This is a genomic window from Neorhizobium sp. T25_27, from assembly GCF_002968565.1.
GTDB classification, from domain to species: domain Bacteria; phylum Pseudomonadota; class Alphaproteobacteria; order Rhizobiales; family Rhizobiaceae; genus Neorhizobium; species Neorhizobium tomejilense.
The window spans coordinates 218,452-242,924 of the sequence record NZ_PVBJ01000001.1; the positions used below are offsets into that span (position 1 = coordinate 218,452).

Consider the following 24,473-nt stretch of genomic DNA (forward strand, 5'->3'; position numbering starts at 1 on the left):
AGGGCAGCCGGCTTTGTGGCCGCTGAATAAGGCAAAGCTTTGAGCGGTTGGGTTTAAGTGCGGATTCCTGCCGAAAGGCCGCCTACGAGCGCTCCCGGGCGGGTGTTTTTGGCTTTGCGCTCACCGTCTTGGCAAAACCGGCGCCCACTTTTGCGCGACAGGAGTTAAGGGGGGCCTTACATCTCAGGGAAAATAGGCTAGAAGGCGCTTTTCCGCATGATGGGCCGGTTGGGCCGGAGACTTTGATGGCGCAGGACGACGACAGTTTTATTCGCGAAGTGAACGAGGAACTTCGCTCCGATCAGTTCAGGGGTGCATGGCAGCGTTACGGCAGGATCGTGATCGGTGTGGCCGTGCTGATCGTCGTCGGTACGGCGGGCTACCGCGGTTACGAGTACTGGGACACGCATAATTCCTCGCAGTCCGGCGACCGTTTCCTGGCAGCCTTGAAGCTTGCTTCGGAAAACAAGAACGACGAGGCGCTCGCCGCCTTCGGAGCACTCGAAAAGGACGGCACCGGTGCCTATCCCGTGCTCGCCAAGCTGCGCGCCGGCTCGGTGCAGCAGTCCAAGGGTGATGCAGCCGGGGCGATCGCCACCTTCTCGGCAATCGGCAAGGACAATGCAGCGCCGCAGGCGATGCGCGACCTTGCCAGGATGCGCGCCGCATGGCTGCTGATCGACAACGGTACCTATGAACAGGTGGCCGCCGAAGTGCAGCCGATGGCGGTGCCGGCCAACCCGCTTGCCAATTCCGCCCGCGAGGCGCTTGGTCTTGCCGCCTACAAGGCCGGCAACTTCGCGCAAGCCAAGGAATGGTTCCAGCAAATTGCCAATGATGCCTCTGCGCCGCGTAACGTCGCCAACCGCGCGCAGATCATGCTCGACAACATCGCCTCTTCAGGCAAGGCGCCCTGACGGTTTTCGCCCAGGGCTTTAAGGATACAGAATGAGCTTCACCGTCGCCATCGTCGGACGCCCGAATGTCGGCAAGTCCACGCTTTTCAATCGCCTGGTTGGAAAGAAGCTGGCGCTTGTCGACGACACGCCGGGCGTCACCCGCGACCGCCGCCCAGGCGACGCGAAGCTCATTGACCTCAAATTCACGATCATCGATACCGCCGGTCTCGAAGAGGCGGGACCCGAGACGCTCGAGGGCCGCATGCGCGCCCAGACCGAGGCTGCGGTCGACGATGCCGACCTGACGCTGTTCGTGGTCGACGCGAAGTCGGGCCTGACGCCGCTCGACAAGACCTTCGGCGAGCTTCTGCGCCGCAGCGGCAAGCCGGTCGTGCTGGTCGCCAACAAGTCGGAAGCGCGCGGTTCCGACGCCGGTTTCTACGATGCCTATACGCTGGGTCTCGGAGAGCCGGTGCCGATCTCGGCCGAACACGGCCAGGGCATGATCGACCTGCGCGACGCGATCGTCGAGGCGCTCGGCGAGGAGCGGGCGTTTCCGGAAGACGATGACGAGGCGGAGACCAATATAGACGTCCGGGATTCCGATTTTGCGGATGAGGGCGAGGACGAGGCCGAGCCGGAATACGACGAGACCAAGCCGCTGCGTGTCGCCATCATCGGCCGCCCGAATGCCGGCAAGTCGACGCTGATCAACCGCTTCCTCGGCGAGGACCGCCTTTTGACCGGACCGGAAGCGGGCATCACCCGCGACAGTATCTCGGTCGAATGGGAATGGCGCGACCGCACCATCAAGATGTTCGACACCGCCGGCATGCGCAAGAAGGCGCGCGTCCAGGAGAAGCTCGAAAAACTCTCGGTTGCCGATGCGCTGCGCTCGATCCGGTTCGCCGAGACGGTGGTGATCGTTTTCGACGCGACCATTCCGTTCGAAAAACAGGACCTGCAGCTCGTCGACCTGGTGCTGCGTGAAGGCCGCGCCGCCGTGCTCGCCTTCAACAAGTGGGATCTCGTTGAGGATACCCAGGCGGTGCTCGCGGATCTGCGCGAAAAGACCGAGCGGCTGCTGCCGCAGGCGCGGGGGCTTCGCGCCGTGCCGATTTCCGGCCAGACCGGCTACGGGCTCGACAAGCTGATGCAGAGCATCATCGACACGGACAAAGTGTGGAACAAGCGCATCTCGACCGCCAGGCTCAACCGCTGGCTCGACGGCGTGCAGACCCAGCATCCGCCACCGGCCGTCTCCGGCCGCCGGCTGAAGCTGAAGTACATGACCCAGGTCAAAGCCCGCCCGCCGGCCTTCATGGTGTCCTGCACCAGGCCCGACGCGCTGCCGGAAAGTTACATCCGCTACCTGATCAACGGGTTGCGCGCCGATTTCGATATTCCGGGCGTGCCGATCCGCATGCATTTCAAGGCGGGTGAAAACCCGTTCGAGGGACGCAAGAAGAAGCGGTAAGGCATACTGCCCTCTTCTTCCCAGCGGGGAGAAGAGGGTGCCAAAAGCGAGCGACTACACCGCCGAAGGTCGAATTCCGCCGCGTGGGGCCGGCAGTTTCGGCCGCCCTTGGGCGATGAGCACATTGTTCAGGAACTGTTTCGAAGCCGCTTCCCAGGTGAACTTGCGGGCGAGCTGCCTTGCGTTTTCGCGCGAGCAGCCGAGCGCCGCAAGACAGGCCTCGCGCAGGTCTTCGCTGAGTGCCCCGGCGCCGGAACCCTCCTCGATGATGTCAATCGGGCCGGTAACCGGGTAGGCGGCGACCGGCACGCCGCTGGCCAGCGCCTCGAGGATCGTGTTGCCGAACGTGTCGGTCTTCGAGGGGAAGACGAAGACGTCGGCCTGCGCATAGGCGCGGGCGAGATCCTCGCCGGTCTTGATACCGGTGAACAGCACGTTCGGATAACGTTTCTGCAAGTCGGCGCGGGCCGGGCCGTCGCCGATCACGACCTTGGAGCCGGGCAGGTCGAGATCGAGGAAGGCGGGCAGGTTCTTCTCCACCGCGACGCGGCCGACGGTCATGAAGATCGGGCGCGGCAGGTCGAAGGGACGCTCGTCGAGATCCATCGGGTGGAACATGGTCTGGTCGATGCCACGGCTCCAGCGCAGCAGGTTCTTGAGGCCGAGCTTGGCGAGTTCGCGCTCGAGGCTGGCGGTCGCCACCATGCAGCCATTGCCGGCATTGTGGAACCAGCGCACGAAGCCATGCAGCCAGCGGACCGGGATGGGGAAGCGCGCCGACACGTATTCCGGAAAACGGGTGTGATAGCTGGTCGAGAAGGGGATGTTGTTCTTGAGGCACCAGCGGCGGGCGAGCAGTCCGAGCGGGCCCTCGGTGGCGATGTGAACGGCGGTCGGCATCGACGCCTGGATGGCACTGGCGATCTGCCAGTAGGTGGCGACTGACAAGCGGATCTCCGGATAGGTGGGGCAGGGAACGCTGGTGAAATCCTGCGGCGTCACCATCGTCACGTCGACGCCCATCTGGGCAAGTTCGCGGTTGGTATTCTCGATCGAACGGACGACGCCGTTCACCTGAGGGTACCAGGCATCCGTCACGATGGTTATTCTTGTCATGGAAGGCCGAACCCGGTTGCCGATCCGTCCACGACTCGCGCGTGACGGAGCGTTGTCGGCCCTCTATCGGAAAAGTTTGTTACAGGCTGATGAAGGGGGCGTGTCGGGCAAAGGTTGAACGAATTTCAGATAGGTAGCATCATCAGATCAGCTGAGGAGGATTGCCCATGATTACGTCGATCGTCGAGCTTCGCAATGTGGCCGGAACCGAGGCGGCTTTGGGGTGGGCCGGCAGCCATACGATCGTCGTCGACCGGCCGGAGGGCAAGGCCGGCGGGCGCAATCTCGGGTTCAACGGTGCGCAGCTTCTGGCGCTGGCGATCGGCGGGTGTTTCTGCAACGACCTCCGATATGCGGCGCACGAGATGAACATCGATATCGAGGATATCGCCGTCAGCGTCACCCTTCAGCTCGAGGGCGCGCCGCTGGTCGCCGTCGGCGCCGAACTCGACGTCATCTGCACCTCGGGCGACGGTGCCGACACCAGGGCCCTGATCGAACGCGCGAAAAGCGTCTGCACGGTCGCCAATTCGGTGATGCGCGGATTTCCGGTATCGTTCCGGGTTGCCGGCTGACCCTCGAGCGAGGGCAGCCGACGCCGGGACGTTAGTTGGCAGCGATGGTGAATTCCTGATCGAACGTCGAGGTCTGGCCGCTGCTCATGTCGTGGATCGTGTAGGTCAGGGTATATTTGCCAGCCGGCGCGCCCGTCAGTGTCAGGGTGAAATCCATGGAGAATTCCATGTTGGCGTTGTGGCTCTGCAGGACATTGGTGGAGAAGGCCTTCTGGTCGAGCATGACCTCGCCGTTCGCCGCCTTGATCTTCAGGTCCGACACGAAGTTGAGTTCGTACATGTCGTGGGGAAGCTCTTTCCACCCAAATCCGATCGGCTCGACATAGGTGATGACCTTTTCACCCGGCTTGAAAATGCTGGACTGCTTTTCCTGATAGATGCCGTAGCCGGTGGAGGGCGCGGTGACGAAGGTCACCAGACGCTCCGTCAGGCCGAGCTTTCCCCATGCCTCGTAGGTCTTTGTTTCGGCCTTGGTCAGGGCATCGATCGGAGCGGAGTGTGCGGCCGGGGAGAGGGCCAGGACGGTCAGGAAGGCAAGCGCGATACGCATTTTCTGTTCCTCGTTGAGAGCGATCGTTTCATCGATCCCAACCCTGTCACATAATGACTGAGAATTGATTTATGACGCAGCGAGGAAATCAGCCGGACATTTTCGCCGGTTTCGATCTCTGCCGTCGGTCGCTGTCGGCTGTGTCCGTCGGTGTTCAGCCCGGCAGCAGCGCCGGGCTGATGAGGGCGCCGTGGTGACCGATGACGACGGACGCGACCGAGGCGCCGTAGGCCGCGGCCTGTGCCGGCGGGGTGCCACGGACGAGGCGTGACAGGAAGGCGCCGTTAAAGCTGTCGCCGGCGCTGGTGGTGTCGACGAGCTCAGCGGTCCTGACCGAAGGGACATGGACGGGAGCGGTGCCTGCGAAGCTCAGCGTTGCGCCATCCGCGCCGTTCTTGACCACGACGTCTCCGACGCCGAGCGCATGGTAGCGGGCGATGGTGTCGGCCACCGTCGCGTCGCCGAAATGGGTGGTCTCGTCGTCGAAGCTCGGCAGGACCAGCGAGGCCGCGCGGGCGCCTGCCTCGATCGTCTGCAGCATATAATCCCCGTTCGGCCAGAGGCGGGGGCGGATGTTCGGGTCGAAGGCGACCATCTTGCCGGAAGCCTTGGCGCGGCGCAGTTCCGACAGCAGCGTCTCGACCGCTTCGGGGCTAAGGATGCCCAGCGTGATGCCGGAGAAATAGAGGATGTCGGCAGCCTCGATGGCACTGCGCAGATGGTCGGCATCGTCGGCGAGTTTCCTGGCGGCGGCGGTATCGCGCCAGTAGCTGAAGGTGCGTTCGCCGTTCTTGAGCGTGATCAGGTAGAGGCCGGGCGTCTTGCCTTCGATGCGGCGGACGAAGCTCGTGCCGATGCCGGCATCCCTCATCATCGACAGCATTTCGGTCGACAGCGGATCGTCGCCGACCGCGGTGAAATAATCCACCGACCATTCGGCCGGCAGGCAGGCCCGCGCGTACCAGGCGGTGTTGAAGGTGTCGCCGGCAAAGCCCTTGCGCAACAGGCCTTCGCCCGCCTGCGACAGCTCCACCATGCATTCGCCGATCGAAAGAAGCCGTCCGCCCATTGCATCTCTCCCGTGTTTTGAAATTCGCATAGGCCGAAGTTTCAGCCGTGGCAAGGGAGCAGTCTCGGAACTTGGCAGAGCCTTGCTTTTGCGTTGTCTTTTAAGCCGGGGGCACTAGGTTGGCCTGGAACATTTGACGGAAGGAGAGTCCAAAGATGGCGACGCAGGCGGTGAAGGCGGTCGATGCAAACTGGTGGCGCGGCGCGGTGATCTACCAGATCTATCCGCGCTCCTTTCAGGACACGACCGGCGACGGGATCGGCGACATCAAGGGCATCACCGAGCGCCTGCCGCATGTCGCCTCGCTTGGCGTCGATGCGATCTGGCTTTCGCCCTTCTTCACCTCGCCGATGGCCGACATGGGCTACGACGTCTCGGACTACTGCAATGTCGACCCGATGTTCGGAACGCTGGCCGATTTCGACGAGATGATGGCGGAAGCCGATCGCCTGGGGCTGAAGGTGATCATCGACCAGGTGATTTCCCACACCTCCGATCGGCATCCGTGGTTCGTCGAAAGCCGATCCAGCCGCACCAATCCGAAGGCGGACTGGTATGTCTGGGCCGACCCCAAGCCGGACGGCACGGCGCCCAACAACTGGCTGTCGATCTTCGGCGGGCCGGGTTGGGAATGGGACGGCGTGCGCAAGCAATATTACATGCACAACTTCCTGATCGCCCAGCCGGATCTCAATTTCCACAATCCCGATGTCCAGAACGCCATGCTGGACACGGTGCGTTTCTGGCTCGACCGCGGCGTGCACGGGTTCCGGCTCGATACGGTCAACTACTATTTTCATGACAAGCAGCTGCGCAACAACCCGCCGATGGTCTACGACACGGACGGCGCCGGCATGGAGACGGATACCAATCCCTATTCCATGCAGAACCATCTCTATGACAAGAGCCAGCCGGAGAACATCGAGTTCCTGAAGCGGCTTCGGGCGCTGCTCGACACCTACGAGGGGCGCGCGACGGTCGGCGAGGTGGGCGACGGCCCGCGCTCGCTGACGACGCTTGCGATCTACACCAGCGGCAATGATAAGCTGCACATGTGCTACACGTTCGACCTGCTCGGCCCGGCCTTCAATGCCGCCTACATCCGCAAGGTGATGACGACCGTGCAGGACACGGTGACCAACGGCTGGGTGTGCTGGGCCTTTTCCAACCACGACGTGATGCGGCACGTGACCCGCTTCATCGAGGCTCCGGAAGAGCAGGATCGCGTCGCCAAATTGTCGATCACACTGATCTCGGTTCTGCGTGGCTCGATCTGCCTTTATCAGGGCGAGGAGCTGGGGCTGACCGAGGCGGAGCTTTCCTACGAGGACCTGCGCGACCCCTATGGCATCCGCTTCTGGCCGGCCTTCAAGGGGCGCGACGGATGCCGCACGCCGATGGTGTGGGAGGCAAGCGAACCGCATGCTGGCTTCACCACGGGCTCGAAGACCTGGCTGCCGGTTCCGGGCGAACATGCGGCGCGAGCCGTCGATGCGCAGGAGGGGCTTTCGGAGTCCGTGCTGCACCATTACCGGGCGGCACTCGCCTTCCGCAAGGCGCATCCGCCGCTCGTCGACGGTGACATGACCTTCCTCGATACCAACCAGGACCTGCTCGCCTTCGTGCGCGAAAAGGGCGGCGAAAAACTGCTGTTCATCTTCAACCTGACCCGCAGGGCCCAGGATTTCACCCTGCCGAAGCGGCTCAGCGAGATCCTGCCGGTCAACCTGCCGGGCTTCATGTCGCGGCTCGAGAAGGGCGTGGTGCAGCTCGACGCCCTCGACGTGTTCTGCGCCCGGGTGTGAAGGCTTTTTAAGTCGGTGGCATATTCTCGAATTTCGGCAGGGCCGGATCGAGATGGTCCCAGGCGTGGCCGGCAGCGTGCCAGGTCACGAATTGCGGCTTGTACCGGCCCGGATCGTCGAGGCTGCCGGCGCGGATGACGAAATAGTCCGGCATGGCGGGGAACGTCATGTAGACCGGCGAACCGCAGGTGGGGCAGAAGGCCCGCCTCTTGACCGTTCCGCCGTCGCCGGTCGCCTCCCAATGGGTCGCCTTACCCTCGACCTTGACGGCAGCGCTTGGGAAGGTGAGGTGGGAGGCGTGGCCGGTGCCGCTTTCGCGCTGGCACTGGCGGCACTGGCAATCGACCATGACCGCCGGTTCGGCAGAGATCTCATAACGAAGTGCGCCACAGGCGCATCCGCCCGTAAAAGAGGTGCTCATATCTTGTCTCCATGGGGATGGCGCCAACCGCGGACGGAAGGGTTCGGCTGAGACCTCCGCCCGGGTCCGAGGCGTCCTCGGGACCATGGGGCGGAGGCGACAACGATGCTTCAGGCCGGGATGCGGCGGTCGTATTCTTCCTTGAGGCGACTCCAGCCTTCCCAGAACGGTTCCGGCTTGGCGCCGGTCGCCCGGGCAACCAGGATATCGAGGTGCATGTGCCAGCCGGCGCCGACCATGACCATGTTGCGGCGATCGGAGATCCGCCGGTGCGTGACGGTGAGCAGGATTTCGCTGCCGGCCGGCTGTAGTTCAAAGCTGACCTCGCCGCGTGGCGGCCAGGAGAAGACCAGGCGATGCGGAGGCTCGAACGCGATCACCTCGCTCTGCATGCTGTGTTCGGCGGGAAAGCCCTCAGGCTTGCCTTCCGACGAGTCGGACAGTTCGTCGTTGCGCCAGGTGAGTTCGAAGGAACTGCCTGCCTGCGCCGGTATGATGCCCGATGCGAGCCACTGGCGGCGCAGATCGCTGTCGGTGAGGTAATTCCAGATTCTCTCGATGGGGCCAGGCAGCCGGCGCTGGATGCCGAAGGCGAAAGGTTCGGCTACAGCGCCGTATTTGTTCAACGATGTCATGTCGTTCATTGGTCTTCTCCCGTTTCAGGTTCAGTGTCAGATTTCCGTGGGGCAGGGGATTTCAGCGGGCTCTTCCGGATTTCGTCCCGGGCACTCTTTTGAGCGTCCTCCTCCCTGAGAAGGCGTTCCAGGATATCGAGCCTGCTGGTCCAGAAGCGCTCATAGAAGGTGAGCCATTCATGGGCGGTCGCAAGCGGGCCGGGTTCGAGGCGGCAGAGATGGGTGCGGCCGTGAATTTCGCGGCGGATCAGCCCGGCGCCTTCCAGCACCTTGATGTGTTTCGAGGCCGCCGCGAGCGACATGTCGTGCGGCTCGGCCAGCTGACTGACCGTGCGCTCGCCCTGTGCCAGCTCGCGGAGCATGCGCCGGCGCGTGCCGTCGCTGAGGGCGTGAAAGACCGTATCGATTGGATGTGTTTGTAATTCAACCATGTGGTTGAATATGCGCGCACAGGATTTTATTGTCAACCGATCGGTTGAATAATTTTCGGGAGGAGAGATTAGGGCGGATCAGGCCTCGGCGTAGCGGGCAGGTTCGCTTCTGAGCTTGGTGATATCCTGGATCGGCGGGGCGCCGAACAGGCGGCGGTATTCGCGGCTGAACTGCGAGGGGCTGTCATAGCCGACCTGATGGGCGGCGGTGGCGGCATCCATGGCATTGCCGAGGATGAGGCGGCGGGCCTCCTGCAGGCGCAGCTGCTTCTGGTATTGCAGCGGGCTCATCGCCGTCACCTCGCGAAAATGCTGGTGCAGCGAGGACGTGCTCATGCGCGCTTCGATCGCCACCTGCTCGATCGAAAAGGGGGCGGAAAAGTTCTGGCGGATCCAGGATATCGCCCGGTTGACCTGCTGCAGCCGGTTTTCAGGGGCGAGGATCTGACGGATCATCTCGGCCTGATCGCCACGCAGCAGCCGGAACATCAGTTCTCGCTCGATCAGCGGCGCGAGATAGGCGATCTCGTCGGGCTTCTCGAGAAGCTGGGCGAGGCGGAGTGCGGCATCCAGGAATTCCGGCGTGGTGTGACTGAGGCCGATGCATTTCTTGCGCATGGCCGGGACACCTGCTGCTGCCGGCATGTCCACCAGCATCTCGCTCAGCAGCTTCAGGTCCAGATCGAGGCGCAGGCAGAGATAGGGCTCTTCCTGATTAGCCTCAATGACCTGGCCGGTGACCGGCATGTCGACCGAGACGACCAGATACTGGCCGGGGCTATAGCGAAAGATCTCGTCGGCCAGCATGACCTGTTTCGCCCCTTGGGCGATGATGCACACAGCCGGCTGATGGATGGCGTGCAGCGGTTCGGTCGGCTTCGACATCCGGATCACCGACAGGCGCGGGATCACTGTCTCGAACACGCCGTCGCCATCGGTGTTTTGTGCAATCAGCCGGGCAAGTTGATCGAGTTTTTCCATCTTAGGCCTCGTGCGGAGGTGTGAATGTCCCGGAATACGGCATTCGTGCGGTTTGGTGTGGACATCATATGGTGGCGCTGCCGGCGATTTCAAATGAGCTTCGGAGGATCGTGCAATCATGCCGGAGGACTGGTCTACCGCTCGCCCGCTGCCTTGCACCATATTCGGCTGGTCCGATCAAACCAGCCCGGACGCAAATGGAGATGGTGATGAGCAATTTTCAGCGCTTACTTGAAAGCCCCTTCCATTGGGCCGCCGATTTTGCCGGCGGCTTCCTCAAACGCTCCCGCGGCACGGAAAGACGCCGCCGCGAACGGATGCTCAGGAGGGAATATCTCAATGGCTGAACGATATTTTCGCGCGCCCTCGGGCTTCCGAGCCCCGCTGGCGTTTGCCGCCGCCTTCACCTTGGTCGCGACGTTTACGGCGCTTGCACACGACATCAGGCAAGAGGAGAAAACCATGACCGAACATCCCTATGCCGGAATGTGGGTGACCGAGGACAACCACATCCGCCACAAACTGCTGCCGAACGGCCGCTATGTGGAAGCGCGCGGCACCCGCGAAAAGGCCTATGAGGGCCGCTACTGGGTGACCGGTGACCATATCGACTACAAGGACGACACCGGTTTCACCGCCGACGGCGATTTCCGCGACGGAGTGCTCTATCATGGGGGGATGGTGCTGAGGCGGCGGTGAGCTAACCGATCAGCTTGTCGTAGTCAGCGTGCGAGCCAATCCAGAACCAGATGAAATCCTCCCCATCCTGGATGGCCAGCGCCCTCCAGGATTTTCCGACCCGAACCGACCAACGTGTGCCGATGCGCTTGAAATGTAATGATGGATGCTTCGGATACAGCTTCAGGAGTTCGAAGTTTTCGTCGGCAAGCTTTTGCACCTGTTTGGGTAGCTTTGCATAGGCGGCCCAAAAGCCTGCGGTCGCATAGTGCTTCACAGCGATCTTGTCTTGCCGGCACGGAATTCGGTCAGGGCTTCCTCGGCAAGGCGATCGAATTTGCCTTCCGCATCGTCTTTTTCGATCTGCCGATCCCAGCGTTCGGCTTGAAACTCTTCGAACCAGAGCGAGAATGCTTCCAGCTCTTTCGGGTCAAGTTGCGCCACTGATTTTTCAATCTGCTCGAGCTTGGTCATGGATCACCTCATTTCCGAGTAAGATAATCGTCGGTCGAGAATTTGCAAACTCACCCGATCAGCGCAAACCTATCCACATCGACCATGCCCTTATCCGAAATTTTCAGGTGGGGGATGACGGGCAACGGCAGGAAGGCGACCTGGAGGAAGGGTTCCTGGAGGGTGGTGCCGAGCGCGTAGGCGGCCTGGCGGAGGTGGTGGAGGGTGTCGCGCACCACCTCATAGGGTTCGAGGCTCATCAGGCCCGCGATGGGCAGGGCGATTTCCCCGGTGACCTTGCCGTCCTCGACCACCACGAAGCCGCCGTGGATTTCGCCGAGCCGGTTGGCGGCCATCGCCATGTCGTCCTCGCTGACGCCGACGACGCAGATATTGTGGCTGTCGTGCCCGACGGTCGAGGCGATCGCCCCTTTCTTCAATCCGAAACCCTGAACGAAACCATTGGCATGGTTGCCGTTCTTGCCATGCCGCTCGATGACCGCGACCTTGATGATGTCGCGGTCGAGATCGACGCCGGTCTGGTTGCCCGCCGATGGCAGGCGGTAGCGGCGATGTTCGGTGATGATCTTGCCTGGCATCACGCCGATGACGGGCGTTTCGCCCTCCGTGGAGGGCATGCCGAAATGCATCGCCTGCACCGGGCGTGCCTTGACGCTGTCGAGGCCGACCGGGGCGACGGGTCTGCGGGTGGCGAAAAGTTCGTCGGTGACCTTGCGGCCGGCGGAGAACACCATCTCGGCCTTGCAGTTTTCGAGGCTGTCGACGACGACGAGATCGGCCCGCCAGCCGGGGGCGACGAGGCCGCGGTCGCGCAAGCCGAACGCCTTGGCGGCGGAAATCGAGGCGGCGCGGTAGACGGCGAGCGGCTCGACGCCATGGGCGATGGCGGTGCGGATCATATAGTCGAGATGGCCCTGTTCGGCGATGTCGAGCGGGTTACGGTCGTCGGTGCAGAGCGCCAGATAGGGTGACAGCCGCTCGGTGAGGAGCGGCATCAGGGCGTGGAGGTCTTTCGACACCGAGCCTTCGCGCACCAGGATATGCATGCCTTTGCGGATCTTTTCGAGCGCCTCCTCGGCGGTCGTGCATTCGTGCTCGGTGCGGATGCCGGCTGCGAGGTAGCCGTTCAGATCATTGCCGCGCAGCAGCGGTGCGTGGCCGTCGATGTGGTCGCCGTAGAAGGCCTCGAGCTTGGCGAGGCAGATCGGGTCCTTATAAATGACGCCCGGGAAATTCATGAATTCGGCAAGGCCGATGACCTTGGGATGATCGCGGAAGGGCAGCAGCTTTTCAATCGGCAGGTCGGCGCCGGCCGTCTCCAGATGGGTAGCCGGCACGCAGGAGGAAAGCTGGACGCGGATGTCCATGATCGTTTCCAGCGAGGAATCCAGGAAAAATTGAATGCCCTCGGTCCCGAGCACGTTGGCGATCTCGTGGGGATCGCAGATCGCCGTCGTCACCCCGTAGGGCAGGACGCAGCGGTCGAACTCGTGCGGCGTCACCAATGACGATTCGATGTGCAGATGGGTGTCGATGAAGCCCGGAACGATGATCCTGCCGGAAATATCGATTTCAATCTTGCCGGCGTAGTCGCCGCAGGTACCGACGACACGGTCACTGCTGATGGCGATGTCGGAGGCGACGAGTTCGCCGGTGACGAGATCGAAGAATTTGCCGCCCTTCAGCACGATATCGGCGGGTTCGCGGCCGGTGCCCTGGTCGATGAGGGTTTCGAGACGGGTGGTCATGGCGGGCTCCTCGCGCTGAATCAGTCGCCTAACCTAACCGTTCAATGGGGAAACGGGGAGGGGCGATCGATGCAGGCGAGACGTCATGCGATATCCGTGCGGACATTGCCGCCGCAGAGGATGGTGGCGACGGTTCGGCCTTTGAGGTTCGCGCCGTTTTCCAGGAGACCGGCAATGCCGGCGGCGCCGGCTTCCTCGACAATGAGGCCGTAGTGGATGCGGCAGAAATCCCGCGCCTGGCGGATGGCCGCTTCGCTGGCTTCCCAAACCTCATCGACAGTCGTCCTCATGCAGTCCAGTGCGTAAGGGACGCATTCCCGAACCGCGATGCCATCGGCTGCGGTTGCTGCAGTCTCCGTGGTGACGAGCCGGCCGGTTTCATGAGATTGCTTCATGGCGGGCGCATTGGCGGCGACCACACCGATGACCTTGCAGTTGGGTGCCTTGGCACGGATCCAGGTGCCGATCCCGGTCAGAAGCGCGCCATTGCCGAGTGGCACGAGGATGGCGTCGAGTTCGACGCCTTGCCGGGAGAGACGCTCGGTGATTTCCAGCGCGATCGTGCCTGCCCCTTCGGCGATACTCCGCAGTGCGCCGTCTTCGACAAAGGGGCAGCCATTCGCTTGCGCATAGGCACGCGCGGCGGCTTTGGCGGCGTCGAAATCACTGCCTTCCAGCCGCACGTCGGCGCCGAGCCGGCGCATTGCTTCGACCTTGCCGGGATTGGCCGTGGTGGCGGAAAAGATCACCACCCTGCGTCCGCGCGCCCGGCCGGCATAGGCGAGCCCCTGGCCGAAATTGCCGGCGGAGGCGGAGATGACGGGGTGGTCGCCGGCCGATTCGTTCTGCATCCACCAGTCGGTGCCGCGTCCCTTGAAGGAGCGGATCGGATTGAGCGTCTCCACTTTCGCCAGCAGGCGAAGGCCGAGAGCCGTATTGGCCGTCTGTTGCTCGATCAGCGGGCTGTTGGTGAAGACGGGATCGATGCTTTTCGAAGCAGCGAGGATACCGTCAGCGGAAGGGTGTGGCTGGTTCTGTGTCATGGCGTTAAGATGCCAACGAAAAGCCGGCAGGATTCCTGAAGTCATACTCATGACCAGGAATATTTCCCGGATTTGATTTCAAGACGGGAAATCCTCTCATGGCCCTGACGAAAGCCGACCGTGAAATCCTCAAGCTCATGCAGCGGGATGCGACCATCACCTTGAACGAGCTTGCCGAGCGGGTGGGTCTGTCGCCGTCCTCGGCACAGCGGCGGCTGCAGAAGCTTCGTGAGGACAAGGTGATCCTGCGGGACGTTTCGATCGTCGATCCGAAAAAGGTGGGCATGGCCGTTTCCATGCTGGTCGAGGTGGAGCTGGAGCGCGACCGGCCGGAGCTCATGCCGCCGTTCCTGCGCTGGGTGGCGGATACGCCGGAGGTGCAGGAGGCCTGGGGGACATCGGGCCGGGGCGATTTCACGCTGGTGATCCTGGTCCAGTCCGTCGAGCATTTTGATGTGCTGGCGGACCGGATGATGGAGATGAACCCGAATATCCGCAAATTCACGACAAGCGTCGTGCTGAAGACGTTGAAGCGGACGCTGGCGGTGCATGTCGAGTGAGGAAGCAACGTCAAGCCTGCAAACCGATATCGATTGCCTGGTTTTGATTTGTCGGAATAAGGTGGCGCCATGAGCGCCAACGACCTGTCCGGACCGATTATCGTTTTCGATGCGCAATGCATTCTCTGTTCGGCCAACGCCCAGTTCGTGCTGCGTCACGACCGGGCGCGGTGGTTCAGTCTCGCCTCGATGCAGAACGAAACGGGAGCTACGCTTTATCGCCGCTTCGGCATCGATCCGGCCAATCCGGAAACGCTGATCTTGGTGCAGGGTGACGAGGCGCTGCGCGACAGCGATGCGGTGCTTGCGATCTATGCCGGGCTTGGCTGGCCATGGAAGGTGTTTTCCGTTTTGAGGCTGGTGCCGCCTTTCCTGCGCAATCCGCTCTATCTCTGGATTGCCCGCAACCGCTATCGGATTTTTGGTCAGCGCGAGACCTGCTGGGTTCCTCCGGCGGATTATGCAGATCGCGTCCTGTGAAAACGGTCATTGTTCTCGGCGGATATGGCGGTTTCGGCGCGCGGCTTTCGCGGCGGCTCGCCGCTGATGGTTGGATGGTGCTGGTGGCTGGCCGGAATGGCGAGGCTGCCAAGCGATTTGCAGAGAACTTACCGAATGCGATGCCGCTTGTGGCGGATCGGAACCGAGATCTGACGCCGATCCTTGAGGAACATTGCCCGTTTCTACTCATCGATGCAGCCGGGCCGTTTCAGGGCAGCGGCTATCAGGTGGCGCAGGCGTGCATCGCCTGCGGGGTCCATTACATCGATCTGGCCGATGCGCGGGATTTCGTCAACGGCATTTCGGTGCTGGACGAGACGGCGCGTGCTCGCGGCGTCGTGGCGATGGCCGGTGCTTCCAGCGTGCCAGCCATGTCCGGTGCCGTGATTGATGAACTGGCGCAAGACATGGAGGACGTGCGCTCCGTCGAGATGTCGATCAGCGCCTCGAACCGAGCGACGGCAGGCTCATCCGTCGCGGCGGCGATCCTCAGCTATGTGGGCAAGCCCGTGCGGCTCTGGCACGGCCGGCGCTGGCGGCAAGAGACCGGCTGGCATCGGTTGAAGCGCGTACACTACCGCATACGTAGCAAGGCGCCCATTTCGCGGCTGGTCGCGCTGTCGGATGTGCCGGATCATGATCTCGTACCGGCAAGGGTGCCGGGCCGACCTGCAACCATCTTCCGTGCCGGGCCGGAGTTTTCGTTTCAACTGCTGACGCTCTGGATTCTGAGTTGGCCGGTGAAATGGGGATGGTTCGCGTCGCTCGGACCGCTTGCCCGCTGGCTGCTGCCGCTGCAGAAGCTCAGCACACGGTTCGGGACGGATCGTTCGGCCATGGCAATCGAGGTCAAGGGCTCACTTGGCGGTGCGTTCGAAAGCCGGCGCTGGACGTTGATCGCCGAAGATGGCTGCGGGCCGGAAATTCCGACGATGGCGGCGCAGTTGATCGCGAATGCGATAGCGGAGGGGACGGTAGCTCCCGGTGCCCGATCGGCCGCGGGAGAGCTGTCATTGGCGGCGTTCATCCCGCAATTCGACCGGCTCTCGATCTGCCGGGAGATCGAGAGCACCCCCTATCTGCCGCTCTATCTGCGGGTAATGGGCGAGGCGTTCCATATGGTGCCGGGGCCGGTGCGGGAAATGCATAGCGTTTTCGGAGATATGGGAGCGGCGGGCACCGCCACGGTGGAGCGCGGGCGGTCATTTCCGGCGCGACTTGTCGCGGCAATCATGGGTTTTCCGCCAGAAGGAGAGCATGCGCTACATGTCGCTTTCTCGGAAAACGATGGCGTCGAACGCTGGACGCGCGATTTCGGCGGGCATGTTTTCAGCAGCGAGCTTAGCCAACGCGGGCGCTATATCTCCGAGCGTTTCGGGCCGATGCGATTTTATTTCGATCTGCCTTCGGACGCTTCCGGGCTGATGATGGTGATGCGTAGGTGGTCGGTCTTCTCAGTTCCGATGCCGCTGGTTCTTGCGCCGAAAAGCGAGGCGCGGGAATGGGCGGAGGGTGGTGATTTCTGCTTCGACGTACCGATCGCGCTGCCGCTGATTGGCAAGGTCGTTCATTATCGGGGCCGGCTTCGACGCATCTAGGCGCGTTCGCCAAAAACAAACGGGCGCCCGAAGGCGCCCGCCGGTGATGCGACTTGAAAGATGTCACTCGGCGGCGACGATCTTGCCGTCTTCCCATTTGAACAGGGAAAAACTCTGCGAGGTCAGGTCGCCCGTCTCGCCATAGGTGAGCTTGCCGATGGCGGTGGCGATCGGTTCGCCGGACTTGATGGCCGCGGCCACCGCTTCCGTATCCTCGGCGCTCTTTGCCTTTTCGATGCCGGCCTTGATCACTTCGACGGCGGCATAGGCGTTGAGCGTGAAGGCTTCGGCGGGGATCTTGCGGGCGGCGAGCGCTTCGGCTGCAGCCTTGGAATCCGGGCTCTTGGTGGCGTCGGAGGCGTTGGTGAAGACGGTGCCGGCCGCTGCCTTGGTGCCGATGTTCCAGAACTCGCTGTTCGACAGGCCGTCGCCGCCGATGATCGTCGCCTTGACGCCGAGATCGGCGAGCTGGCGGGCGAGCAGGCCGCCTTCCGGATGATAACCGCCGAAATAGATCACGTCGACATTCTGCGACTTGAGGCGGGTCGTCAGCGCGCTGAAATCCTTGTCGCCCGGGGTGACTGCGTCGTCGAGCACTTCCTTGACGCCGCCGGCGTTCAGCGCTGCCTTGAAGGCGTCGGCGAGGCCTTTGCCATAGGCACCCTTGTCGTTGATGATCGCGACTTTCTTGTCCTTGAAGGCCTTCAGGACGTAATTGGCGGCAACCACGGCCTGCTGGTCGTCGCGGCCGCAGGTGCGGAACACATTGGTGAGGCCGCGGCTGGTGAGGGCCGGGGTGGTCGCTGTCGGAGTGACCATCAGCACGCCGTTTTCGGCAAGCGCATCGGAAGCCGGCATGGCGACGCCTGACGTCACCGGGCCGACCACGAAACGGATGCCTTCGCCGACCAGCTGGTTGGCCGCGGAAACGCCCTGCTTGGGTTCCGCTGCGTCGTCGGCGGCCTTCAGGACGACCTTTTCGCCGAGAATGCCGCCCTTCTTGTTGATTTCCGCAATGGCGGTTTCGGCGCCGTTCTTGACCTGGTCACCATAGGCCGCGACCGGGCCGGTGAGCGGGGCGATCAGGCCGATGACGATGTCGGCCTGGGCAAGCGGAGCGAAAGTCAGGGAGGCGAGTGCCGTTGCCCCCAGAAGCGTCTTGAGGTTCATCTTGGTCTCCTTGGATGGGGGCTTCAACCCCGCGGTGAACGCCGCACCCCTACCTTCCGTCTTCGATATCGCGCCGGGCGCGGTCGTGCCAAGGACGGAAAGCAATGCGGTCGATACCGTGCCGAGCCATTTTTGGCTTTCGGCGGTCGGCAGCCAATTCTGTATGAATTTCGCCGGGATTCCGCAAGAAGATAACAAAACGGGATGGATTTTTGTGATTTTCACCAAGGAGCGCGTCAAAATTCCGGAATCCGCCCAGATTCAGCGACGTTTGCGAAACTAGGCCTTGCGCTCCAGAGCGCCGAGGAAGGCGCGGACCTGACGGTTGAAAGCCTGGAATTCCTTCGGCGGCATGCCGGACCGTTCGATCAGCGTTTCGCCGAGGCATGTGCTCTTCGCGATCAGGATGCGGCCGGCGTCGGTCAACCAGACATGCACCTGGCGCTCGTCGGTCTTGCTGCGGCGGCGCTCCAGCAGCCCGGCCTGTTCGAGCCGCTTGACGGGCGGGGTGATGGTGCTCGATTCCAGGCCCAGCCTTTCCGCGATCGTGCCGATTGTCGAGCCGTCCTGTTCGCCGAGCACGCTCATGACGAGGTACTGCGGATAGGTGATGCCCATCTCGTCGAGCATCGGCTTGTAGGCGCGATTGATGGCGATATGGGCCGCATAGAGCGAAAAGCAGAGCTGCTCGTCGAGCGGCGGAAGGGGGGAGATGGGCATGCTTGCTCCGGTGCTGTTCCAGGTTCTTCCCGACATATAGCACAATTTTGATATCGCGATAAATATTTTTGTAGACAAGATCGGAGAGTGCCGCTACCCATATGTCTATCGCGATAACAAATATCGAGGTATGGAGATCGCGATAATCCGAAGGGTGCGGTTCAAAGGAACGACACGCAACGGTACTATCAATGTCCGGCCGGCCATTTTTACAGCCGCGCCCGCCATTCATGTCGCAGTCATTGAAAAATCAGTTTCGAAAGGACACGAGAACCATGACCAGCAATTTCATCACCACCAAGGACGGCACGCAGATATTTTACAAGGACTGGGGTTCGAAGGACGCCCAGCCGGTCGTCTTCCATCACGGTTGGCCGCTCTCGGCCGACGATTGGGACGCCCAGATGCTGTTTTTCCTGCACCAGGGTTTTCGCGTCATCGCCCATGATCGCCGCGGCCACGGTCGTTCGACCCAGACCGAAACCGGCAACGAAATGAATACCTATGCTGCCGATGTTGCCGAGCTCGCCGCCCATCTCGATCTGAAAAACGCCATCCATGTCGGCCATTCGACCGGCGGCGGCGAAGTTGCCCGCTACGTTGCCCAGTATGGCGGCGGCGGCCGGGTGGCCAAGGCGGTGCTGATGGGCGCCGTGCCGCCGATCATGCTGAAGACGGACAACAATCCGGGCGGCCTGCCTCTCGAAGTCTTCGACGGTTTTCGCGCAGCGCTTGCTGCCAACCGCGCCCAGTTCTTCCGCGACGTTCCGGCCGGCCCGTTCTACGGCTTCAATCGGGAAGGCGCGACCGTTTCGGAAGGCGTCATCGCCAATTGGTGGCGGCAGGGCATGATGGGCGGCACCAAGGCTCATTACGATTGCATCAAGGCATTTTCGGAAACCGACTTCACCGAAGACCTGAAGGCGATCGACGTGCCGGTTCTCGTCATGCATGGCGACGACGACCAGATCGTCCCAATCGCCGACTCGGCCCTGCTTGCGGTCAAGCTTCTCAAGAACGGCACGCTGAAGGTCTATGAAGGTTTTCCGCACGGCATGGCGACCACGCATGCAGACGTCATCAATGCGGATCTTCTGACTTTCTTCAAGGGCTGAGGCCGAAGGCCGGATGATCTGCCGGCATGCAACCTAGAAGGCGGCCCTCGGGCCGCCTTTCCCGCATATGGGCACCGGGCAATAGTTTCGGACGGCGGACCTTGCGAGGCTTGAAGCGATGCGTCACGACCCTAGCTCTTGGACTGTCTTCGGCGGCCAGGCGTGCCTGCGGCCGGCCATGGGATGGGGGTGGTTCGTGCGTCTTTTTCTTGCTTGTCTGCTTTGGGTACTGTCTGCGGCAGCTGGCGCTTACGCGGCCCAGCCGGCTCCCGATGAGGAACTGCCTTTCAAGGCGCAGATCCAACGCTGCTGGTCCACGCCGACGGGCGCCGACACGCCGGCGACTATTGCTTTCAAACTGAAGCCAGACGACAGCCTCGATGGGGACGCGGTGATCAAAAGCCGGGGCGAGGGGCCTCTCAACGAGGCCTTCGCTCAATCGGCTCTCAGGGCGGTGCGGAGATGCAGTCCCTACAAGGTCGATGGCGAGCTGGAATTCGAGACGACGTTCCATCCCGATCCGACCAGAGCCCTACCGGATGCAAATGCAAAACGGCTGAGGGGCGAACAGGCAGCCAAGGATTTCGAGAAGGACGATCCGCGCGTGCGGGTCTTCGATTTCGGCCCTGTGAAGGTCGGCATGAGGGTGCCGGAAGGGTTTTGCGCGATTGATCCGAAGCGCGGCGGCTATCATGAAAAAGTTTGGAAGTCATTGACCCCGCCGCCAAAACGGGCTGCTGAACTGCAGTCGCTGGATATCGATTGCGAGTCGCTGAAGACGTCCGAGGCCGGCCGGGAGACCCGACCCAAGCATGTCTTCTCGGTCATGCGATTCTATAGCGGCAAGGAGCCTCTTCCCGGAAACCTGGCCTCTTACCTTGACCTCCTCCAAAAGCGCTACGAGAAAAGGGGGCCACTCACGCCACGGTTCTGGCAGGATCCGCCGGTGGAGGGAACGCCATTTTTCGGACGCGACAAGCGTGCCGTCTATCTGGGACAGCGGGCATTGCGGGAACGGGGAAAGATCGCCGTTTCAGGCGTCAGTGCCTATACGATGGTGGAAAAGATCCCGATGCTGATCAACTACTTCGCGGCCGACGGCTCCGACCTTGCCGCCGAGCGCCAATCGGCGATAGCCGGAATCATCGCGGACATGCGGGTCGTGTGGGCTGATTGAGGCCCATGTCTGGCACGGTAATGACAAAAGAAAAAAGGCGGCGTCCCGGCCGCCTTTTCCGTGTCGAGATGAAAGGCTCAGATATTGCTCGTCAGGATATCGCGCAGCTTCCCGAATATTTCGTCGATATGATGCTTTTCGACGATCAGCGGCGGGGACATGGCGATCGTGTCGCCGGTGGTCCGGATCAGCAGGCCGTTTTCGTAGGCCTTCAGGAAGGCGGTGAAGGCGCGCTTGGTGGGTTCGCCGGCGATCGGATCGAGTTCGATCGCGCCGATCAGGCCGAGGTTTCTAATATCGATGACGTTCGGCAGATCCTTCAGCGAATGCAGGCCCGCTTCCCAATAGGGGGCGATGTCGCGGGCGCGGTCGAACAGGCCTTCTTCCTTGTAGGTTTCCAGCGTCGCCAGGCCGGCGGCAGAGGCGATCGGGTTGCCGGAATAGGTATAGCCGTGCATGAACTCGATCATGTGCTCCGGGCCGGTCATGAAGGCGTCGTGGATCTCGGAGGTGACGAACACGGCACCCATCGGGATCACGCCATTGGTGAGGCCCTTGGCGGTGGTGATGATGTCCGGCTTGACGTCAAAATACTGTGCCGCGAACGGCGCGCCCAGGCGGCCGAAACCGGTGATGACTTCGTCGAAGATCAAAAGGATGCCGTGCTTGGTGCAGATCTCGCGCAGCTTCTGGAGGTAGCCCTTCGGCGGGATCAGCACGCCGGTGGAGCCGGCGACCGGCTCGACGATGACGGCGGCGACGGTCGAGGCGTCATGCAGGGTGACGATGCGCTCGAGTTCGGTCGCAAGGTCGCCGCCATGTTCCGGCTCGCCCTTGGTGAAGGCGTTCTTGCCCGGCAGGTGGGTATGCGGCATGTGGTCGACGCCGGTCAGAAGCGTGCCGAACATCTTTCGGTTGGAGACGATGCCGCCGACCGAGATGCCGCCGAAATTGACGCCGTGATAACCGCGCTCGCGGCCGATCAGGCGGAACCGCGAGCCGTTGCCCTTCACGCGGTGGTAGGCGAGCGCCACCTTCAGCGCCGTCTCGACCGATTCTGAGCCGGAATTGGTGTAGAGAACGTGGTTCATGCCCTCGGGCGCGATATCGACGAGGCGGTTGGCCAGTTCGAACGCCTTCGGATGGCCGAGCTGGAAGGCGGGCGCATAATCCAGCTCGCCGGCCTGTTCGCGGATCGCCTCGGTGATCTTCGGGCGGCAGTGGCCGGCATTGACGCACCAGAGGCCGGCGGTGGCATCGAGCACCTGGCGGCCGTCATGGGTCGTGTAGTGCATATCCTTGGCAGCGACGAAGAGGCGGGGTTCCTGTTTGAACTGGCGGTTTGCCGTAAACGGCATCCAGAACGCCCGAAGATCGTTGGGCGTGGTATTCAGGCGGTTGGACATGACATTCTCCATGGCCATTCGGTTTCTTCGGGTGGCCATTTCCCGGTCGGCGTCATTGCACCAAGTTTTGACTGCATGGTCAAATTATCAGGGGGATCAGAGGCGTCAACCGCCTTCGAACAAAGGACCGCTGCGAATTCCTGCGTTGGAGCGAAATCGATTCGGGCTGGCGTTGCTGGGTGGGGCGATCGGTACGGATTTCGATAAAGGCTCAAGATTTCAACGCGGTTTCCACCGGTGGTGAAATTTGATTGCGCCTCTCTGGTCTTTTGGCGAAAGCTGCCAATATCGCGTTAAACTTCAATTCCGAGACCCCTCATTGGCCGATCCCGATCCCAACGAAGACATGCATATCGAGCGGCTGGAAGCGCTCGATGCCTATAACATCATGGACACCGAGCCGGAGCCGGAGTTCGACGATATCGTGCTTGTCGCGTCCACGCTCTGCGGCACGCCCGTGGCGCTCGTCAGCCTGGTCGAGAGGGACCGGCAGTGGTTCAAGGCGCGCGTCGGTTTCGAGGCATGCGAGACGCCGATCGAGCAGTCTGTCTGCGCCCATGCGCTCGGCAGTTCCGACGTGCTGGTCATCCCCGACCTGCAGCTCGACCAGCGCACCCGCGCCAATACGCTCGTCACCGGCGAACCGCATATCCGCTTCTACGCCGGCGCGCCGCTGATCACGCCGGACGAGGTGGTGATCGGCACTCTTTGTGTCATCGACGTGCAGCCTCGGCCGCAGGGGCTCGACGAGGGGCAGAAGGCCGCGCTGCAGGCGCTTGCGCGGCAGGTCGTCGCGCTTCTCGAAATGCGCCGCATCTCGCAGCGCAAGGACGACCTGTTCCGGCGCCAGAAGACCATCAGCGCCAATATCCGCTCCAGCGTCAATGCGAGCCTCGCGGCCCAGGAGGCGGGAAGGATCGGCACATTCGAAATCGATATCGCCACCTCGATGATGCGGGTCTCGCGGGAGTTCTGCCGGATATTCCACGTGCCGATCGCCGAGACCTATCCGACGCGGATTTTCGAGGACATGGTGCTGCCGCAGGACAAGGGCCTGCAGTCCGACGACACGTCCCGGCAGCAGGGGGATGCGCCGCTCGACGTCGAATATCGCATTCGCGTGCCGGGATACGGCGTGCGCTGGATCGCGCGCAATGCCAGCTTCCGCCATGACGAGGCGGGTCGGCCGGTCAAGATGATCGGCACGGTCAGGGACGTGACCGCCGCCAAACGGGAGGCCGCCCGGGTGCAGGCCCTGCTCGATGTCGGCGACAGGCTGCGCGACCTCAGCGACATGGAATCGATGGCGATCGCTGCCGGCGACCTGATGGCCAGGGCGCTTGATGCGACGCGCGCCGGTTTCGGCATCGTCAACGCGGCGGACGAGACGGTGTCGGTGCCGCCCGAATGGTGCGCGCCCGGCGTCAAGAGCCTTGCCGGGCTGCACCACTTCCGGGACTACGGGTCTTTTGTCGACGACCTGAAGCGCGGCGAGGCCGTTGTCATCGCCGACGTCGCCACCGACCTGCGCACCCGCGACCACGCGCCGGCGCTGCTTGCGCTTGGCATCCGTGTGCTCGTCAACGTGCCGATCTTCGAACTCGGGCGCTTCAGGCTCGTCGCCTTCATCCATCACGACCAGCCTTACCCCTGGATGGAGGAAGAGATTTCCTTCGTCCGCAGCTTCGGCAATCGCATCCAGATCGCGATGTCGCGGGTTCAGGCCGAGCTGGAGCAGCAGATGCTCAACAGGGAAATGAGCCATCGGCTGAAGAATACGCTGTCGATGGTGCAGGCGATCGCCACCCAGACGCTCCGGCCGGTAGCGGAGCGGGGCCTCGTGGAGGCCTTCGAAAAGCGCCTGCATGCGCTCAGCACCGCCCACGACATCCTGTTCGAGCAGAACTGGACGAGCGCCTCTGTCTACGCGGTTGTCGACCGGACGATGAACGGGATCGGCATGCCTGACCGGATCGACGCGCAGGGTCCCAACGTGCGGTTCGGGCCAAAAGGCTCGCTTTCGCTTTCCCTGCTCCTGCACGAGTTGACGACGAATGCGGTGAAATATGGGGCGCTCTCCAACGATACAGGGCGGGTGGCGATCGACTGGCGCATCGAAGGCACCGGAGACGGCGCGATCTTCTATCTTTCCTGGCGGGAGACAGGCGGCCCGCCTCCACGCGAGCCGGAGCGCAAGGGTTTCGGATCCAAGCTTATTCGGATGGGTTTGATCGGAACCGGCGGTGTCCTCGTTAGTTATGATCAACCGGGGTTCAGCGCTGAGATGACAGCTGTGCTCCTTCAGCTAGCACAGGCAGACTGAC

At 62.5% G+C, this 24,473-nt stretch carries 27 protein-coding genes; 13 read left to right on the forward strand and 14 right to left on the reverse strand.

What is annotated here, in order from left to right; genetic code table 11:
* The first annotated feature begins 245 nt into the window (after positions 1–245).
* A complete protein-coding gene (locus C5J24_RS01170) occupies positions 246–917 on the forward strand; it encodes a tetratricopeptide repeat protein (protein ID WP_105414975.1) in 672 nt (223 codons plus the stop codon).
* Positions 918–948: 31 nt separating this feature from the next.
* Positions 949–2,376 (forward strand): ribosome biogenesis GTPase Der, encoded by a 1,428-nt coding sequence (gene der, locus C5J24_RS01175; RefSeq protein ID WP_105414977.1) that lies wholly within the window; start codon positions 949–951, stop codon positions 2,374–2,376.
* 54 nt (positions 2,377–2,430) lie between these two features.
* Here the strand turns inward: der and C5J24_RS01180 are convergent, their stop codons facing one another.
* A complete protein-coding gene (locus C5J24_RS01180) occupies positions 2,431–3,492 on the reverse strand; it encodes a glycosyltransferase family 1 protein (protein WP_105414979.1) in 1,062 nt (353 codons plus the stop codon).
* A gap of 167 nt (positions 3,493–3,659) precedes the next feature.
* On the opposite strand from C5J24_RS01180, the gene C5J24_RS01185 reads away from it, so the two are divergent.
* Positions 3,660–4,067 (forward strand): OsmC family protein, encoded by a 408-nt coding sequence (locus tag C5J24_RS01185; RefSeq protein WP_105414981.1) that lies wholly within the window; start codon positions 3,660–3,662, stop codon positions 4,065–4,067.
* 31 nt (positions 4,068–4,098) lie between these two features.
* On the opposite strand, the gene C5J24_RS01190 is transcribed toward C5J24_RS01185, so the two are convergent.
* Together C5J24_RS01190 and C5J24_RS01195 are read right to left on the reverse strand one after the other, a co-directional pair.
* Positions 4,099–4,617 (reverse strand): hypothetical protein, encoded by a 519-nt coding sequence (locus C5J24_RS01190; protein ID WP_046633729.1) that lies wholly within the window; start codon positions 4,615–4,617, stop codon positions 4,099–4,101.
* Between the two features lie 154 nt (positions 4,618–4,771).
* A complete protein-coding gene (locus C5J24_RS01195) occupies positions 4,772–5,686 on the reverse strand; it encodes a sugar kinase (protein ID WP_105414983.1) in 915 nt (304 codons plus the stop codon).
* Positions 5,687–5,841: 155 nt separating this feature from the next.
* Between C5J24_RS01195 and C5J24_RS01200 the strand changes: the two genes are divergently transcribed.
* Positions 5,842–7,491, forward strand: a complete 1,650-nt coding sequence (locus tag C5J24_RS01200; protein ID WP_105414985.1) for an alpha-glucosidase — start codon at positions 5,842–5,844, stop codon at positions 7,489–7,491.
* A gap of 7 nt (positions 7,492–7,498) precedes the next feature.
* Here the strand turns inward: C5J24_RS01200 and C5J24_RS01205 are convergent, their stop codons facing one another.
* From C5J24_RS01205 to C5J24_RS01220, 4 genes are all read right to left on the reverse strand, one after another.
* Positions 7,499–7,912: a GFA family protein gene (locus C5J24_RS01205; RefSeq protein WP_105414987.1), complete on the reverse strand. Its 414-nt coding sequence runs from the start codon at positions 7,910–7,912 to the stop codon at positions 7,499–7,501.
* Positions 7,913–8,022: 110 nt separating this feature from the next.
* Positions 8,023–8,556 carry an SRPBCC family protein gene (locus C5J24_RS01210; protein WP_105414989.1) on the reverse strand — a complete coding sequence of 178 codons (534 nt, stop codon included), beginning with the start codon at positions 8,554–8,556 and terminating at the stop codon, positions 8,023–8,025.
* On the reverse strand, positions 8,553–8,978 hold the full coding sequence (locus tag C5J24_RS01215) for a helix-turn-helix transcriptional regulator (RefSeq protein ID WP_105414991.1): 426 nt from the start codon (positions 8,976–8,978) through the stop codon (positions 8,553–8,555). Before C5J24_RS01215 ends, C5J24_RS01210 begins: the two co-directional genes overlap by 4 nt.
* A 78-nt stretch (positions 8,979–9,056) precedes the next feature.
* A complete protein-coding gene (locus C5J24_RS01220; RefSeq protein ID WP_105414993.1) occupies positions 9,057–9,959 on the reverse strand; it encodes an AraC family transcriptional regulator in 903 nt (300 codons plus the stop codon).
* A 209-nt stretch (positions 9,960–10,168) separates the two neighbouring features.
* Between C5J24_RS01220 and C5J24_RS31690 the strand changes: the two genes are divergently transcribed.
* On the forward strand, positions 10,169–10,306 hold the full coding sequence (locus C5J24_RS31690; RefSeq protein WP_172723807.1) for a hypothetical protein: 138 nt from the start codon (positions 10,169–10,171) through the stop codon (positions 10,304–10,306).
* Complete coding sequence (locus tag C5J24_RS01225; RefSeq protein WP_105414995.1) at positions 10,299–10,658, forward strand: Atu4866 domain-containing protein; 360 nt, start codon at positions 10,299–10,301, stop codon at positions 10,656–10,658. Before C5J24_RS31690 ends, C5J24_RS01225 begins: the two co-directional genes overlap by 8 nt.
* Before the next feature lies 1 nt (position 10,659).
* On the opposite strand, the gene C5J24_RS01230 is transcribed toward C5J24_RS01225, so the two are convergent.
* The 4 genes from C5J24_RS01230 to C5J24_RS01245 all read right to left on the reverse strand — a co-directional run bounded on the left by C5J24_RS01230 (position 10,660) and on the right by C5J24_RS01245 (position 13,953).
* Positions 10,660–10,914, reverse strand: a complete 255-nt coding sequence (locus C5J24_RS01230) for a hypothetical protein (RefSeq protein WP_105414997.1) — start codon at positions 10,912–10,914, stop codon at positions 10,660–10,662.
* Positions 10,911–11,111: a hypothetical protein gene (locus tag C5J24_RS01235; protein ID WP_105414999.1), complete on the reverse strand. Its 201-nt coding sequence runs from the start codon at positions 11,109–11,111 to the stop codon at positions 10,911–10,913. The genes C5J24_RS01230 and C5J24_RS01235 overlap by 4 nt, the downstream gene beginning before the upstream one ends.
* 50 nt (positions 11,112–11,161) lie before the next feature.
* Positions 11,162–12,859, reverse strand: a complete 1,698-nt coding sequence (ade, locus tag C5J24_RS01240) for an adenine deaminase (protein WP_105415001.1) — start codon at positions 12,857–12,859, stop codon at positions 11,162–11,164.
* An 83-nt stretch (positions 12,860–12,942) separates the two neighbouring features.
* The gene (locus C5J24_RS01245) at positions 12,943–13,953 is read right to left on the reverse strand and encodes a threonine/serine dehydratase (RefSeq protein ID WP_245446481.1); all 1,011 of its coding nucleotides are present in this window, start codon (positions 13,951–13,953) and stop codon (positions 12,943–12,945) included.
* Between the two features lie 47 nt (positions 13,954–14,000).
* Between C5J24_RS01245 and C5J24_RS01250 the strand changes: the two genes are divergently transcribed.
* From C5J24_RS01250 to C5J24_RS01260, 3 genes are all read left to right on the forward strand, one after another.
* Positions 14,001–14,462: an Lrp/AsnC family transcriptional regulator gene (locus C5J24_RS01250; RefSeq protein ID WP_105415005.1), complete on the forward strand. Its 462-nt coding sequence runs from the start codon at positions 14,001–14,003 to the stop codon at positions 14,460–14,462.
* A 69-nt stretch (positions 14,463–14,531) separates the two neighbouring features.
* On the forward strand, positions 14,532–14,942 hold the full coding sequence (locus tag C5J24_RS01255) for a thiol-disulfide oxidoreductase DCC family protein (RefSeq protein ID WP_105415007.1): 411 nt from the start codon (positions 14,532–14,534) through the stop codon (positions 14,940–14,942).
* Complete coding sequence (locus C5J24_RS01260; protein WP_105415009.1) at positions 14,939–16,561, forward strand: SDR family oxidoreductase; 1,623 nt, start codon at positions 14,939–14,941, stop codon at positions 16,559–16,561. The genes C5J24_RS01255 and C5J24_RS01260 overlap by 4 nt, the downstream gene beginning before the upstream one ends.
* Positions 16,562–16,624: 63 nt before the next feature.
* On the opposite strand, the gene C5J24_RS01265 is transcribed toward C5J24_RS01260, so the two are convergent.
* Positions 16,625–17,731 carry a branched-chain amino acid ABC transporter substrate-binding protein gene (locus tag C5J24_RS01265; protein WP_105415011.1) on the reverse strand — a complete coding sequence of 369 codons (1,107 nt, stop codon included), beginning with the start codon at positions 17,729–17,731 and terminating at the stop codon, positions 16,625–16,627.
* A gap of 1 nt (position 17,732) precedes the next feature.
* Here C5J24_RS01265 and C5J24_RS01270 point away from each other — a divergent pair, with 1 nt between their 5' ends.
* On the forward strand, positions 17,733–18,014 hold the full coding sequence (locus C5J24_RS01270; protein ID WP_105415013.1) for a hypothetical protein: 282 nt from the start codon (positions 17,733–17,735) through the stop codon (positions 18,012–18,014).
* Here C5J24_RS01270 and C5J24_RS01275 read toward each other — a convergent pair.
* Positions 18,011–18,451, reverse strand: a complete 441-nt coding sequence (locus tag C5J24_RS01275; RefSeq protein ID WP_105415015.1) for a MarR family winged helix-turn-helix transcriptional regulator — start codon at positions 18,449–18,451, stop codon at positions 18,011–18,013. The two genes, C5J24_RS01270 and C5J24_RS01275, sit on opposite strands and share 4 nt — an antisense overlap.
* Positions 18,452–18,726: 275 nt before the next feature.
* Between C5J24_RS01275 and C5J24_RS01280 the strand changes: the two genes are divergently transcribed.
* A complete protein-coding gene (locus tag C5J24_RS01280; protein WP_105400449.1) occupies positions 18,727–19,566 on the forward strand; it encodes an alpha/beta fold hydrolase in 840 nt (279 codons plus the stop codon).
* Positions 19,567–19,762: 196 nt separating this feature from the next.
* Positions 19,763–20,743: a hypothetical protein gene (locus tag C5J24_RS01285; RefSeq protein WP_172723808.1), complete on the forward strand. Its 981-nt coding sequence runs from the start codon at positions 19,763–19,765 to the stop codon at positions 20,741–20,743.
* 77 nt (positions 20,744–20,820) lie between these two features.
* Here the strand turns inward: C5J24_RS01285 and C5J24_RS01290 are convergent, their stop codons facing one another.
* The gene (locus C5J24_RS01290) at positions 20,821–22,149 is read right to left on the reverse strand and encodes an aspartate aminotransferase family protein (RefSeq protein WP_105416545.1); all 1,329 of its coding nucleotides are present in this window, start codon (positions 22,147–22,149) and stop codon (positions 20,821–20,823) included.
* Between the two features lie 319 nt (positions 22,150–22,468).
* Between C5J24_RS01290 and C5J24_RS01295 the strand changes: the two genes are divergently transcribed.
* Positions 22,469–24,472, forward strand: coding sequence for a GAF domain-containing protein (locus tag C5J24_RS01295; RefSeq protein ID WP_105415019.1), 2,004 nt, complete (start codon positions 22,469–22,471; stop codon positions 24,470–24,472).
* The last annotated feature ends 1 nt before the right edge of the window (position 24,473 follow it).

Excerpts from the sequence above, each read along its gene's own strand:
- C5J24_RS01220 (WP_105414993.1), bottom strand. The coding sequence starts at position 9,959 with ATGGAAAAACTCGATCAACTTGCCCGGCTGATTGCACAAAACACCGAT.
- C5J24_RS01275 (WP_105415015.1), bottom strand. The coding sequence starts at position 18,451 with ATGCCCATCTCCCCCCTTCCGCCGCTCGACGAGCAGCTCTGCTTTTCG.
- C5J24_RS01195 (WP_105414983.1), bottom strand. The coding sequence starts at position 5,686 with ATGGGCGGACGGCTTCTTTCGATCGGCGAATGCATGGTGGAGCTGTCG.
- ade (WP_105415001.1), bottom strand. The coding sequence starts at position 12,859 with ATGACCACCCGTCTCGAAACCCTCATCGACCAGGGCACCGGCCGCGAA.
- C5J24_RS01280 (WP_105400449.1), top strand. The coding sequence starts at position 18,727 with ATGACCAGCAATTTCATCACCACCAAGGACGGCACGCAGATATTTTAC.
- C5J24_RS01255 (WP_105415007.1), top strand. The coding sequence starts at position 14,532 with ATGAGCGCCAACGACCTGTCCGGACCGATTATCGTTTTCGATGCGCAA.
- der (WP_105414977.1), top strand. The coding sequence starts at position 949 with ATGAGCTTCACCGTCGCCATCGTCGGACGCCCGAATGTCGGCAAGTCC.
- C5J24_RS01215 (WP_105414991.1), bottom strand. The coding sequence starts at position 8,978 with ATGGTTGAATTACAAACACATCCAATCGATACGGTCTTTCACGCCCTC.
- C5J24_RS01210 (WP_105414989.1), bottom strand. The coding sequence starts at position 8,556 with ATGAACGACATGACATCGTTGAACAAATACGGCGCTGTAGCCGAACCT.
- C5J24_RS01185 (WP_105414981.1), top strand. The coding sequence starts at position 3,660 with ATGATTACGTCGATCGTCGAGCTTCGCAATGTGGCCGGAACCGAGGCG.
- C5J24_RS01265 (WP_105415011.1), bottom strand. The coding sequence starts at position 17,731 with ATGAACCTCAAGACGCTTCTGGGGGCAACGGCACTCGCCTCCCTGACT.
- C5J24_RS01170 (WP_105414975.1), top strand. The coding sequence starts at position 246 with ATGGCGCAGGACGACGACAGTTTTATTCGCGAAGTGAACGAGGAACTT.
- C5J24_RS01250 (WP_105415005.1), top strand. The coding sequence starts at position 14,001 with ATGGCCCTGACGAAAGCCGACCGTGAAATCCTCAAGCTCATGCAGCGG.
- C5J24_RS31690 (WP_172723807.1), top strand. The coding sequence starts at position 10,169 with ATGAGCAATTTTCAGCGCTTACTTGAAAGCCCCTTCCATTGGGCCGCC.
- C5J24_RS01190 (WP_046633729.1), bottom strand. The coding sequence starts at position 4,617 with ATGCGTATCGCGCTTGCCTTCCTGACCGTCCTGGCCCTCTCCCCGGCC.
- C5J24_RS01200 (WP_105414985.1), top strand. The coding sequence starts at position 5,842 with ATGGCGACGCAGGCGGTGAAGGCGGTCGATGCAAACTGGTGGCGCGGC.
- C5J24_RS01205 (WP_105414987.1), bottom strand. The coding sequence starts at position 7,912 with ATGAGCACCTCTTTTACGGGCGGATGCGCCTGTGGCGCACTTCGTTAT.
- C5J24_RS01225 (WP_105414995.1), top strand. The coding sequence starts at position 10,299 with ATGGCTGAACGATATTTTCGCGCGCCCTCGGGCTTCCGAGCCCCGCTG.
- C5J24_RS01235 (WP_105414999.1), bottom strand. The coding sequence starts at position 11,111 with ATGACCAAGCTCGAGCAGATTGAAAAATCAGTGGCGCAACTTGACCCG.
- C5J24_RS01245 (WP_245446481.1), bottom strand. The coding sequence starts at position 13,953 with ATGAGTATGACTTCAGGAATCCTGCCGGCTTTTCGTTGGCATCTTAAC.
- C5J24_RS01290 (WP_105416545.1), bottom strand. The coding sequence starts at position 22,149 with ATGTCCAACCGCCTGAATACCACGCCCAACGATCTTCGGGCGTTCTGG.
- C5J24_RS01180 (WP_105414979.1), bottom strand. The coding sequence starts at position 3,492 with ATGACAAGAATAACCATCGTGACGGATGCCTGGTACCCTCAGGTGAAC.